At 34.2% G+C, this 13,011-nt stretch carries 10 protein-coding genes and 4 pseudogenes; 9 read left to right on the top strand and 5 right to left on the bottom strand.

The genetic code is table 11. The features are described 5' to 3' along the window. Nucleotides 1-26 precede the first annotated feature (26 nt). The gene (secD, locus tag ACQ4M0_RS02450; protein WP_213863768.1) at nt 27-1,541 is read right to left on the bottom strand and encodes a protein translocase subunit SecD; all 1,515 of its coding nucleotides are present in this window, start codon (nt 1,539-1,541) and stop codon (nt 27-29) included. Between the two features lie 226 nt (nt 1,542-1,767). Between secD and tnpA (ACQ4M0_RS02445) the strand changes: the two are divergent. After that, nucleotides 1,768-2,186: pseudogene (gene tnpA / locus ACQ4M0_RS02445) on the top strand (IS200/IS605 family transposase). 90 nt (nt 2,187-2,276) lie between these two features. Here the strand turns inward: tnpA (ACQ4M0_RS02445) and ACQ4M0_RS02440 are convergent. Next, a complete protein-coding gene (locus ACQ4M0_RS02440; RefSeq protein ID WP_250147184.1) occupies nt 2,277-2,561 on the bottom strand; it encodes a hypothetical protein in 285 nt (94 codons plus the stop codon). 119 nt (nt 2,562-2,680) lie between these two features. Here ACQ4M0_RS02440 and hemC point away from each other — a divergent pair, with 119 nt between their 5' ends. From hemC to pyrE, 4 genes are all read left to right on the top strand, one after another. After that, a complete protein-coding gene (gene hemC / locus ACQ4M0_RS02435; protein WP_213863767.1) occupies nt 2,681-3,559 on the top strand; it encodes a hydroxymethylbilane synthase in 879 nt (292 codons plus the stop codon). Further along, entirely contained in the window at nt 3,550-4,434 is an 885-nt protein-coding gene (murB, locus tag ACQ4M0_RS02430) for a UDP-N-acetylmuramate dehydrogenase (protein WP_213863766.1), read from the top strand. Before hemC ends, murB begins: the two co-directional genes overlap by 10 nt. 68 nt (nt 4,435-4,502) lie before the next feature. After that, entirely contained in the window at nt 4,503-5,681 is a 1,179-nt protein-coding gene (locus tag ACQ4M0_RS02425; protein ID WP_213863765.1) for a dicarboxylate/amino acid:cation symporter, read from the top strand. 1 nt (nt 5,682) lies between these two features. Next, entirely contained in the window at nt 5,683-6,273 is a 591-nt protein-coding gene (gene pyrE, locus ACQ4M0_RS02420) for an orotate phosphoribosyltransferase (protein WP_213863764.1), read from the top strand. Nucleotides 6,274-6,354: 81 nt separating this feature from the next. Here the strand turns inward: pyrE and ACQ4M0_RS02415 are convergent, their stop codons facing one another. Beyond that, entirely contained in the window at nt 6,355-6,543 is a 189-nt protein-coding gene (locus ACQ4M0_RS02415; protein WP_017531751.1) for a hypothetical protein, read from the bottom strand. A gap of 224 nt (nt 6,544-6,767) precedes the next feature. Here ACQ4M0_RS02415 and tnpA (ACQ4M0_RS02410) point away from each other — a divergent pair. After that, nucleotides 6,768-7,186, top strand: a pseudogene (tnpA, locus tag ACQ4M0_RS02410) (IS200/IS605 family transposase). A 16-nt stretch (nt 7,187-7,202) separates the two neighbouring features. On the opposite strand, the gene ACQ4M0_RS02405 reads toward tnpA (ACQ4M0_RS02410), so the two are convergent. Further along, nucleotides 7,203-7,634: a hypothetical protein gene (locus ACQ4M0_RS02405; RefSeq protein ID WP_250147183.1), complete on the bottom strand. Its 432-nt coding sequence runs from the start codon at nt 7,632-7,634 to the stop codon at nt 7,203-7,205. Between the two features lie 154 nt (nt 7,635-7,788). Here ACQ4M0_RS02405 and ligA point away from each other — a divergent pair, with 154 nt between their 5' ends. Continuing rightward, on the top strand, nt 7,789-9,744 hold the full coding sequence (ligA, locus tag ACQ4M0_RS02400; RefSeq protein WP_213863763.1) for an NAD-dependent DNA ligase LigA: 1,956 nt from the start codon (nt 7,789-7,791) through the stop codon (nt 9,742-9,744). Between the two features lie 150 nt (nt 9,745-9,894). Here the strand turns inward: ligA and ACQ4M0_RS02395 are convergent. Next, nucleotides 9,895-10,595 (bottom strand): annotated as a pseudogene (locus tag ACQ4M0_RS02395) (IS6 family transposase). A 178-nt stretch (nt 10,596-10,773) separates the two neighbouring features. Between ACQ4M0_RS02395 and ACQ4M0_RS02390 the strand changes: the two are divergent. Next, nucleotides 10,774-11,811 (top strand): annotated as a pseudogene (locus ACQ4M0_RS02390) (IS481 family transposase); the annotation flags it as partial. 65 nt (nt 11,812-11,876) lie between these two features. Beyond that, the gene (locus ACQ4M0_RS02385; protein WP_438456618.1) at nt 11,877-13,007 is read left to right on the top strand and encodes a hypothetical protein; all 1,131 of its coding nucleotides are present in this window, start codon (nt 11,877-11,879) and stop codon (nt 13,005-13,007) included. Nucleotides 13,008-13,011: the final 4 nt, after the last annotated feature.

Genomic DNA, 13,011 nt, shown 5'->3' with positions numbered 1-13,011 from the left:
TATTTTGTCACTCTGCTGAACAGATACTAAAGTACTAGCTTTTGTGGGTTGATGCACAATTCTATCAGAAGTTTTGTGACTATAATTGCAGAAAACATCGAGCATAAAACTCCTATCGATAAAGTGATAGAAAATCCTCTAATTGCTCCGCTACCAATAATGAACATTATTCCTGAAGCAATTAGTGTAGTGAGGTTTGAATCAAGAATTGTTTTTATTGCGTTTTTAAATCCTTCTTCAATGGCACGAGCTGTTCTTTTTCCTGCTCTTATTTCTTCGCGGATGCGTTCAAATATTAAAACATTTGCATCCACTGACATGCCAACAGTTAGCGCAATTCCAGCAATTCCAGGGAGAGTAAGAGTTGCTTCAAGTAAGGTAAGAATGAGTAGTATAGAGATTACATTAAAAACGAGTGCAACAGACGCTAATAAGCCTAATTTGCCGTAAGTAATGATTATAGATAAACCAACGGCTATGATAGAGATTATTGCTGCAATTTCTCCTGCTTTTATTGACTCTTCTCCAAGGCTTGGACCAATGTTTTTTTCTTCAATTATTTTAAGTGGTGCAGGTAGTGCACCTGATTTTAAAAGTATTGCAAGTTCACTCGCTTGTTTTTCAGTGAAATTACCGCTAATTTCTCCCTCTCCATTCAGAATAGGTTCACGTATTGTTGGTACAGTTAAGACTGTGTTATCTAAAACAATTGCAAAAGGCTTTCCTACATTTTCTTTAGTAATTTTTGCAAATTTTTTACTTGCTATGCTGTCGAATTTGAAATGTACTGTTGGTTTACCTAAATTGCCAAATCTAACTGATGCGTTAACTAATGAATCACCGCCTATTTCAGTTTTGCGGAATATCGGGTAGGAATTACCCAAAGAATCCTTGAGCATAATCGTAGTGTCATGATCGATATCTTGCATTTTAGCTACATTGGTGTTTGCCAAATGGAAGGCCAGCTTGGCTGTTTTGCCAAGCAGAGATTTTATCTGCTGAGTGTCTTCTACTCCAGGAACTTGGACTAATATCTTATTTTGTCCTTGTTTTTGCACACTTACTTCCTTAGTACCAAGCTTATCTAAGCGTCTTTGAACATTAACTATTGACTCTGAAACTACTTCATTGATTAATGAATTCTTATAATGCGGTTTATATGAAATGAAAATTGCAGTATTTTTTCTACTCAATTCTAAATTTGGGTTTATTTTATGTATTAACGTTGAAACTTTTTTGTAATCATCAATATTATTTAAAGTTACAACCACTTGTTTATCGTTTTTTGCGCTAAATTCAATCTTTTGTGTTAACAGACCTTCTTTTATTTCATCGGTTAGCATGCTTAGTTTCTCTTTGAAGTAAAAATCTAAGTCTACATTTAGAAGCAGAGATGATCCACCTTTCAGGTCAAGCCCTAAATTTATTCTCTTTTTTGAGGTAAAGAACTTATTATCAATAAAATTTGGCAGTATTATATATAAGGACAGCAAAAAAATTAGTAACACTGAAAGAGATTTAACTGTGAGCTTGTTTAGCATAAATTTAAACTATACTTAGGTACAGTGTAAACTGAATGGTTGCTAATCACAAGCACCTAAATGAAAAGGTCCGTGAAAGATAAAAAACAAGCCTAGAACCAATATCTCTATAATTGATTTTGTTCTTCTACCTGAGTTTTTATTGTCCCAAATTTGGGAGAAAAACCCTGGACTTGAAGTCCATCCTTTTAAGAATATAATTTAAAGGTGAAAAATCTGAAAGAATGTGGAATATTATAGAAAAAGCAGTCACTCTGTATATATATCACATAGTGTGGATAACAAAATATCGATATCCAGTACTAGTTGGAGATATTGGACAGAAAGCTAAAGAAGTTGTACAAGAAGTATGTGCAAATAATCAAGTAGAAATTATCAGAGGTAGAGTTGCGTCAAGTCATGTACACGTATACGTTTCTGTACCCCCATACTTAAGTATTAGTAAGTTAGTGCAGTTAATAAAAGGAAAAAGTTCCAGAAAAATCCAGAAAAACTTTCCAGAGCTAAAAAAGAGATATTGGGTTGTGGGCAGTAGGCTAGTTTGTCAGGACTAGCGGAAATGTAACTGACGAAATGATAAAAAATTATATTGAAAATCACTCTAAAAAAGAAGATAAATTTGGTGACTTTCAAGTCGAAAGTTAGCATTCTATGCTCTCTCTCAATCTTTGGATTTTAATCCATAGTGGTTGAATGAAGCAGTATAAACACATGTATTAGGTTCAGAGTTGGCTCTCAGATTCTCTGTTTGTTTTGTCTAATTTTGTCAATTGCAAGGTAAGTGCATAAACCAAGTGTTAAGAAAATAACTATGCTAAGTGGTATGTGATTAGCAAGAAATTTATTATAACTTAAATCTTTCCAACCGAGAGGACTAGATAGAGAAGGATGAGAGGAAAATCTGGGAATTGCTACTACTGCACTTAATGCTGTTAGAATAATAGCGACAGTAGTACATACAAGAGGTAAAATATTCTTTTTATTAAATCTGCCATTAGAATCTTTTAAAATATCAAACATACATACTCCTAGATTACTAAATGTTCGTGATACTAAGGGCTAATTGTAAAATGTTCAATAACTAAATTGGAGATAATAAAAAATGGGCATAGAATATAGACATATAATATGAAGGATATATGCTAGTTAAAATAGGTACGAGAGGAAGCGACCTTGCGCTCATCCAAGCTTTGGAAGCAAAACAAAGATTATTAGAGTCTTTTCCTAATCTATCCGTTGAGATCATTAAAATCAAAACTTCTGGTGATAAGTATGTTAATGTAAATCTTGCTGAAATAGGAGGTAAAGGACTGTTCCTCAGGGAGATTGAGGCTGAATTACTCAAAAATAATATAGATATGGCGGTTCATTCGCTAAAAGATGTACCTGCGTTTTTCTCGAAGGACTTAACAATTCCTTGTGTTTTAGAGAGGCTAAGTCCATGTGATGTATTTATTTCTCATAAATATAAGAGCCTAAAAACTTTGCCACAGCAGGCTACAATTGCAACTTCTTCAATAAGAAGAAAAGTTCAGCTGTTAAATCTCAGGCCAGACTTAAATGTAGTGCCACTGCGTGGAAATGTGACAACTAGACTGCAAAATCAGAATTTTGATGGAATGATTTTAGCTGAAGCAGGGCTGATAAGATTAAAAAAATATTACTTAATTACAGAGGTATTGCCACCAAAAGTCATGTTAAGCGCAGTAGGGCAGGGGGCAATTTGCATTCAATGCCGAAAGAATGATATAAAAGTTATCGATCTTTTAGAGAAAATTAATAATAATATGTCTTTTATAAGGGCAAAATCAGAGCGCAGTTTCATGAAGACAGTAAATGGTTCATGCTTTACGCCGCTTGCAGCTTTAGCAGAATATGTGAGTGAAAACATGCTACATCTTTATTGTATGTTAGCGGGCGAGAGAGTTATATACTTTACTGAACGCACTTCGTTTGTAGAAGATGCAGAAAAAATGGGTATGGATGCAGGATTAGAGTTAAAATCAAAATGCTTATAAGCTTACCTAAAGTATGTGGAATCTACCGTTATAATGTTTTAATGTCTAAAATGACTTGGTTAAATGTTGGTGGCCAAGCTGATGTACTATTTAAGCCACGTGACATTGAAGATCTAATGTGCTTGATAAAAGATGCGGAGTTACCAATTAGCGTTATCGGTGCAACATCCAACATAATAGTGCAAGATAGTGGCATTCGAGGAATAACGGTGAAATTAGGTAAGGAATTTGCGTATATTAAATGTAAAGATAATAGCTCCATAGTTGCAGGTGGTGCTGCACTGCTTAGTAACCTTGCATACTTTGCCGGAGAACAGCAAATTAGTGGGCTTGAGTTTCTTGCTGGAATTCCAGGAACAGTTGGCGGTGGGGTAGAGATGAATGCAGGTGCATATGGTAGTGATATTGCGAGTGTTGTAAAATTTATAAGGGCAGTGAATCTAGAAGATGGAAATTTATATGAATTCTCCAGCGAAGAAATGGGATATTTTTATCGTGGACATAGTCTAAAAGGCAGGTGGATTTTTATTGAAGCTGAATTTAAAGGAGTAAGTTCAGAGTATGAGCTTATATTGCAAAGATTGAAAGAAGTTATTGATAAAAAAAATAAAAGTCAACCAGTAAGAGGAAAAACTGCTGGTTGTATATTCAAAAATCCAATAGGCTGCAAGGCATGGAAACTGATTGATGAGTCTGGCTGCCGAGGATTAAGTAACGGTAGAGCTAAAATTTCTAAGAAACATTGTAATTTTCTACTCAATTACAATAATGCAACTGCACTTGACTTAGAAAACCTTGGCAACAGAGTACAAGATGCAGTAAAAGATAAATTTAACATTGAACTTGAGTGGGAGATAAGAGTGTTAGGTAGATAGCTGCTGCTGATTATCTTAACCTAATTCCAAAAATTATTGTATAATATTATTTTGAGGTTTGATTTTCGATGCGCAAACTTGCAATATTCTTTTCTATACTATTTGCAGTTGTCGCTTACTATTTAAATAATGAAGTGATATTTGAAGTAGCAAAGCTATTTAGTGATATATTCATCAGTTTGTTGAAATTAATCAGTTTACCTTTGGTTTTTCTATCTATCGTATCCACAATTTCAGGGCTTAAAGACTCAATTGAAATTAAAGTATTACTTAAGAAGACGCTGTTTTATACGCTGCTTACAACCATTATAGCTGCATTTGTTGCGCTATCTTTCTATTTATTCATAGATCCAGTAAGAAAAAATTTCATAAGTAACACAATAGAAAGTGTGAGTGACAGCAACCACAATTACTTCTCATACTTAAAATCACTCATTCCATCAAATTTTGTGCAAGTTTTTCTTGAAAATAACGTTATTGGCAGCATATTGATTGCTTTTTTGATGGGTGGAGCTATTATTTCGCTCTCAAAAGAAAAACAGGATATATTACACCAAATATTCTCTGCACTGTTTGATACACTTCTTAAAATTGCTCAAGGGTTGTTAAAGTTTATTCCTCTTGCTGTATGGTCTTTTATCACATGTTTTTTATACGAGTTAAAAGGTGGCAGCGAATTCCATAGTCTTTTTTGGTATTTTGCTTGCATAATGTCTGCAAATTTCGTGCAAGCATTTGTGATTTTACCACTACTCATGTGGTATAAAGGTATATCACCAATTCAGACGCTAAGGGGAGTTATGCCGGCACTCATACTGGCATTTTTTTCTAAATCATCCAGTGCGACACTACCGACAACCATAGACTGTGTGCAAAATCAGCTAAAAGTGCCAAAGAAATTGTCATCTTTTATTCTACCAATATGTACAACTATCAATATGAATGCGTGTGCTGCATTTATTTTAATCACAGTGATGTTTGTTGCGGAGATGAATGGGCACACATTTTCCTTAAGTGAGATGTTCATATGGATTTTCTTAGCTACAGGAGCTGCAATTGGCAACGCTGGAGTGCCGATGGGGTGCTATTTTATGGCAACTAGTTATTTGGTATCAATGAACGTTCCTTTGTACATTATGGGGCTGATTTTACCTATTTATACAATCATTGATATGTTTGAAACTGCAATAAATGTTTGGTCTGATGTCTGTGTAACGCAGATAATTAATAAAGAATGTAAAACTTAGAATGATACTAGACAATCCGATAATAAAAGAGTTTGAAGAGGCTGGTGCGATTTTGCACGGACATTTTGTACTCTCGTCAGGGCTGCACAGCAACACTTACATACAATGCGCTAAAATTTTTGAAAATCCAAGCAGAGCAATGAAGGTTTGTGAGCTATTGGCAAATAAAATAAGAAAAGAGCTTGTTGAACCCATAGACTTAATACTATCTCCTGCAATTGGTGGAATAATTGTGGGTTATGAGATTGGTAGACAGCTTGGAATCCGAACAATATTTTGCGAACGTGTTAATGGTAAATTTGAATTACGCCGTGGATTTGAGATTAAACAAGGTGAGAAGATATTACTAATTGAAGATGTGATTACCACAGGTAAATCTTCACTTGAAGCAGTAAAATGTGCAGAAGAGAAGGGAGGTAAAGTTGTTGTTGAAGCTTCTTTGATAAAGAGAAGTAGTGAAACAAAACTACCTTTTTCTATTATATCTTTGATTGAACTGAACATTCAAAACTATAGCGAGAAAGAACTGCCAAGTGAGTTAAAACAATTACCCATAACGAAACCTGGGAGTAGAGAATATTTAACAAAGTAATTCTATATAGTATATTTTCTCTTGGTTTAGCTAAGGGTTTTATGGGTTTTTTAAATTTTGCCCATAAAACCCCTTTCATGATTAAAAATACACTAAATCTTGGTTTTCACATGTTTCATCTCGTGCAGCAGAAAACAATAAGTCTGCACTCTCATTCAAACTATTTGCAGCAGTCTTTAAAACTTCAGATTTTGCTTCTATAAGTTCGCATTCAATCTTGTCTATTCTTGTATCCAAATCCCTATGTGCATTTTCGATTAACTTATTCATTTCATATTCTAGAAATTTGCTTGATTTTTCACTTTGTTCAGTGAGGAAATCACCTATTTTGCTTGTGATTTCAGGTTTGATAAGACTTTCAATTTTTTCTTCAGTGTATTTTTTTACTGCTTCTTCTACCTGAGTTTTTATTGTCCCAAATTTGGGAGAAAAACCCTGGACTTGAAGTCCATCCTTTTAAGAATATAATTTAAAGGTGAAAAATCTGAAAGAATGTGGAATATTATAGAAAAAGCAGTCACTCTGTATATATATCACATAGTGTGGATAACAAAATATCGATATCCAGTACTAGTTGGAGATATTGGACAGAAAGCTAAAGAAGTTGTACAAGAAGTATGTGCAAATAATCAAGTAGAAATTATCAGAGGTAGAGTTGCGTCAAGTCATGTACACGTATACGTTTCTGTACCCCCATACTTAAGTATTAGTAAGTTAGTGCAGTTAATAAAAGGAAAAAGTTCCAGAAAAATCCAGCAAAACTTTCCAGAGCTAAAAAAGAGATATTGGGTTGTGGGCAGTAGGCTAGTTTGTCAGGACTAGCGGAAATGTAACTGACGAAATGATAAAAAATTATATTGAAAATCACTCTAAAAAAGAAGATAAATTTGGTGACTTTCAAGTCGAAAGTTAGCATTCTATGCTCTCTCTCAATCTTTGGATTTTAATCCATAGTGGTTGAATTCTGGCTTTAGCAAATCTGCAACTTCTGGTCCTACTTTTTTCACTGCTTTTTCAGCTGCATTTTTTGCTGCTTTTTCAGCGTTTGCTTCTACTGACTTTACTGTCTTATCAATTGAAGTCGATATTTTTTTTTCTATTTGATTAGCTTTTTCGCTAGCTATTTTGTTAGCTTTTTCTTCAGCTAAAGTTAGCATTTTTCCTTCTATTTTTTTTACTTCATCTTGAGCTGCTTTTCTAGCTTCTAGTTTTAAATCGTTACCCATTTTAGATATTACTTGATTCGCAGCTTCTTTTGCTGTTTTGCTTATACCAAGAATTTTATCAAACATTCCTGCACGATACACTTGAGAGCCGAAGTTTGATTCGTCAGCCAAATTTTTGTAATTGTATTCTTTCATAATGTACTCCTTAATTTAAAAACTATACTAACATTAATATACAAGTACAAAAATTATATTAATATTAGTATTGCTTTTCAGGGCAGTAGTATAAATTTATAGTACCTTTTGAAAAAATTCATGACTTGACGGCAAAGAGCATTATATTGGTATCATGACTGACTTGGAAAAGATGAGAGAAAAACTGCAAAATCAAATTAATTATCATAATATCTTATATTATCAAAAAAGTAAGCCAGAGATAAGTGATGCTGAATATGATGAACTGAAAAAAAAGTTAGCTGCAATAGAGCCAGAAGCTTATGCAACACAAGATAGTGTTGGTGCTCCGCCTGATGAGAGATTTTCTAAGGTGGAACATCAAGAACCTATGCTTTCTCTTGAGAATGCTTATGATGAGCAAGGTGTAGAAAAATTTTTGTCTAAAATAAAGAGATTTTTAATTGCAGATGAAATAGAGATATTATGTGAGCCAAAAATTGATGGATTGTCATTTTCTGCAATTTATGAAGATGGGAAATTTGTTAAAGCTGCAACTCGAGGTGACGGTTTTGTAGGAGAGGATGTAACTCACAATGTTGCAACAATAAAAGGCTTTCCTAAGTTTTTACAAGATGTGCAAGGAAGACTAGAAGTAAGGGGTGAAATATATATCAGTAACAGCGACTTTTTAAAGTTAAATGAAAATAATGAATTCGCTAATCCTCGAAATGCAGCTGCTGGTTCTTTAAAGCAATTGAATGCGAACATTACAGCAAAAAGGCCTCTTAGATATTTTGCTTATTCTTTAATTGGTGGAATAGAGAAAAGTCAAAGTGAAGTACTAGAAAAACTTGAGAAACTTGGTTTTTGCGTAAATGAGCATCGTTCCTTAACAAGTAGTTTGAATGGAATGCTAAAGTTCTATAACGAGATCTATGATTGTCGTTATAACTTGGATTATGATATCGATGGGATAGTCTATAAAGTGAATGATTTGGTGCTACAAAGTCGTCTGGGAAGTACACACAAAGCGCCACGCTCAGCGCTTGCATATAAGTTTTCTGCGATTTATGCGAAGACAAAGTTAAATAAAATATTTATACAGGTTGGTAGAACGGGGGTTTTAACTCCAGTTGCAGATTTGGTACCAGTTAATATTGGCGGAGTGCTAGTTAGCAGAGCAAGTCTACATAACCAAGATGAGATAAAACGTAAAGATATAAGAGAAGGAGATGTTGTAACAATTAAAAGAGCTGGAGATGTAATTCCTCAAATTGTCAAAGTAGATGAAGGTTCTCGTCATGCAAATATGCCTGAATTTGTGTTTCCTGACATATGTCCTGAATGTGGTAGTAAAGTGCAGATTGAAGGAGTTGCAGTAAGATGTCCTGAAGAATTTAATTGCAAGGCTCAAATAGTAGAAAAACTAAAACATTTTGTGTCAAAAGATGCATTTGACATTGTTGGCCTTGGTGAAAAACAAATAAAGTTTTTTTATGATCTGGAACTAATAAGACAAATTCCAGACATTTTTATTTTAGAGGAAAGATTAAAAGAGTTTTCCTTAAAAGAGCATCATGGTTGGGGCGAGAAGTCAATAGCTAATCTATTAAGTGCTATACAAAGCAGAAGAGTAATCTCTCTAGATAGGTTCATATTTTCTTTGGGTATCAGATTTATCGGCCAAGTTGTAGCAGAATTGCTCGCAAATTATTATGTATCTTATGATAACTGGTATAATTCGATGTCATCAAATGATGTTGAGTTGGTAGGTATAGATGGTATAGGAGAAAAAGTAGCTGAATCTTTAAAATCGTTTTTTTCTCAGGAACGTAACATTAAAATGTTAAATGATCTTACTGCATATCTGCAAATTCTTCCCGTGAGCTCCAACTCTAGCGATTCTTTTTTGAATAACAAAATTATAGTGTTTACTGGTAAGCTACGTGCTATGAGTAGAGGGGAGGCAAAAGTAAGAGCTAAAGTTTTAGGGGCAAAGATCAGTTCAAGCCTTTCTACTAAAACTGACTATTTAATTGCAGGAGAAGATCCAGGTTCAAAATATAAAAAAGCAATGGAATTGGGTGTGGAAATTTTAGATGAAGAACAGTGGAACAGATTGTGCTAAACTGTACTAGACACAACTTAATCTGACAGCAACGAATTAACTGATAGAAGAATTGAAAACTAATATCAGACTCTTATTTAATACAATTGAAGGTTCTGTCGCATCTATAAATTGTGGTACAAGAAGATCGTTAAACTGGGATTATGGGAGTTATAGAGCAATTAGCATAGCAAAATTCTCAAAAGTAGAAACATTATCATTAGCCCCGATAATTTGTCTTTTTTGAATCATACGAATATTTTCTATGCCGGTAATGGTAATCTTTGCGGAGTGGAAGCTCTTAAAACCAAGCATTGGCTTTATTCGTTTTTTGATAAATCTATGATCTTGTTCGACAATATTATTTAGATATTTTATTTGAAAAACCATGATTCTACAATCTTCAGAAATTTCTGTATTCAAATCATCAAGAGCAGCAGTATTACTGCCGCTTTTATCAATTACTACTTTCTCAGGAAGGTTATTCTCTCTAAAGGCTTTACGAAAGAACGCAAGTGCCGCAGACTTGTCTCTACGAGCACACAACAGAAAGTCTACAGTATTACCAATAGTGCTCTGTATAGATAAACCCATTTGCCGTTTAATTTAACGTAGATCTCGTCCATTCTCCAGCTACTGCCAAGCTGCTTCTTCCTTTTCCTTACCGCTTCATCTATCAGTGGCACAAATCTGATAACCCACCTTTGTAACGTAGCATGATCAATTTTTGCTCCCCTTATACTCAGCATTTCTTCCAAATCTCGATAGCTCAAAGAGAATCTACATTTCATATATACAGATAACATTATTATCTCTGCTGAAAAGCTAAATCCTTTGAAATATGGCAATAATTTTGAACTAATACGAAACATCTTTGCTTTTTTTTTAGATGATCATATCACTTCTTTTCTACTTTCCTACAAATGTTACATACCAGGATTTATAGATGCGACAGAACCTAACGATCTTCTTGTACCTGTATTAAACAAGACTTGATCTGACACTTTAAAAAAGTAAGTTATAAAATAATAAAAGAAAGGAGTGTTAGATATGAGTACGATACAAACAAAAATACTAAAACCAAAGTTAGGGTTATTAGAACTAGCAAAGCAATTAGGTAACGTATCACAAGCGTGTAAGGTGATGGGTTATTCGCGTGATACATTTTATCGATTTAAGGAGTTATATGAAAGTGGGGGAGAAGGAGCATTACATGAAATAAGTAAGAAAAAACCCCTATTAGCAAACAGAGTTTCCGAAGATATAGAAAGGGCAATAATTGGCATAGCTACAGAATTTCCAGCATATGGACAACAAAGAGCTGCAAATGAGCTGAGAAAAAGGGGTGTAATAATTTCCGAAGGTGGCGTAAGATCTGTATGGCTAAGAAATGACATTGAAACGTTCAAAAAAAGACTTAAAGCCCTTGAAGCAAAGGTTGCACAAGACGGCATAATTTTAACTGAAGAGCAACTTGCAGCATTGGAAAAAGTTAAAGAGCAAAGAGAAGCTCACGGTGAAATTGAAACAGAACATTCAGGTTATTTAGGGTCTCAAGATACTTATTACGTAGGCAATATCAAGGGCGTTGGGCGCATTTACCAGCAGACTTTTATTGATACATATTCGAGAGTGGCTTTTGCTAAGCTTTATACAGATAAAACTGCTATTACCGCTGCCGACTTGCTGAATGATAGAGTAATACCATTTTTTGATGTACAAAACGTGCCATTATTGCGCATTTTGACTGATAGAGGTACAGAATATTGTGGTAAACCAGAAAATCACGCTTATCAGCTTTATTTGGGAATTGAAAATATTGATCATTCAAGAACTAAAGCCAATTCACCACAAACTAATGGCATATGCGAAAGGTTTCATAAAACTATGCAAGATGAGTGTTACAATATTATCTTTAGAAAGAAAATCTACAGTTCTTTAGAAGATTTGCAGATAGATGTTGATCATTGGTTACGCTCTTACAATGAGACCAGGCCTCACTCAGGTAAATATTGCTATGGTAAAACGCCTATGCAGACTTTTCTTGATAGCAAACACATTGCTTTTCAGAAAAATATTAGTAACGTTAAACAAGAGACTGATATTAGTTTTCAATTCTTCTGTCAGTTAATTCGTTGCTGTCAGATTAAGTTGTGTCTAGTACAGACCATGGATATGATGAGCAAGGTAGACAAACTCAAAGTGAAACCATATTTGAAATCTGTGATTTAAACACCTTAAATAATCAACTAGGACAATTTAAGGGTTACGTAGTTAATGGCGAAACAAGGCCTCTAACTTTAATTATCAATTTAAGCGCAGGACATTGGGTTACATTAATTGTTCAACATAAACTAGGTCATTACTACGCATATTACTCTAACTCATTAGGAGATAAGATTCAGGACAATGTTGAATCAGCCCTTAGGAATAAAATTAGTGCTAACGTTAAAATATTTGATTTAAAAATCAAGCAACAGGTAGATGGTAATAACTGTGGAATATTCTCATTGTTAAATGCTAATAAGATTAATGAATTATTAAAAGATAACAAGCCTCTCGACGAGGTGTATAGAGCTATAAGAGAAATAGAAAGTCCCAGTGATTTTTTGGTGGGTATGCGTAGGTCTTTTTCAGGGGAATTAAAGAAAGATTCTGAAAGACTTAAAACTAATATAAGAGATTTTGCATTAGGTCATAATATAGATATTAGAGAAATAAGTGATAGTGATATTAACCAGCCAAGTCAATCAAACTTAAAAAACAGTCAAGAGCTGGATCAATTATTCCGCAAAGCTATTGACAAAGGTTACATAAGAATTGCGGCATTTGCTGTAAAAATTGGAGTTAGTAATGATGTCATTCAAAATCTTAGCAATGATGAAAAGGAAAATTTCAAAAAATATATGGAGAAGCATGATCAACAATTTTCCCGAGATCATCAAGAAATCATAAATCTTCTGAAAGTTGAAGAAAGATCTGCATCAAGTAGACAACAATCAAGCAGTACCTTAGGACAACAGAAAAACAGAGAAAAACCTGTGGATCCAGCTAAATCAGATCGAGGACCATCAGAAAGTAGAATTGAGAGGTCTGATAGTCAAACTCAACCAGGATCCTCAAATGCTAATCAAGGTAATCAGCTAGATAATGCTCAGCCTGTATCAAGACAACAGTCACCAGGTTTGTCAGGTGATAGGTTAAAGAGATCTGATAATGATCCTAATCAGGCAGCCTCTTCTCAGCGATCTTCTCCTGACATTGATAGTGATGATGAAAGATAAAAAA

This window comes from Wolbachia endosymbiont of Kerria lacca (assembly GCF_051602725.1).
In the GTDB taxonomy this organism is placed as follows: domain Bacteria; phylum Pseudomonadota; class Alphaproteobacteria; order Rickettsiales; family Anaplasmataceae; genus Wolbachia.
Note: the sequence above shows the minus strand (reverse complement) of the source record. Positions and strands in the feature narration are given on the sequence as shown.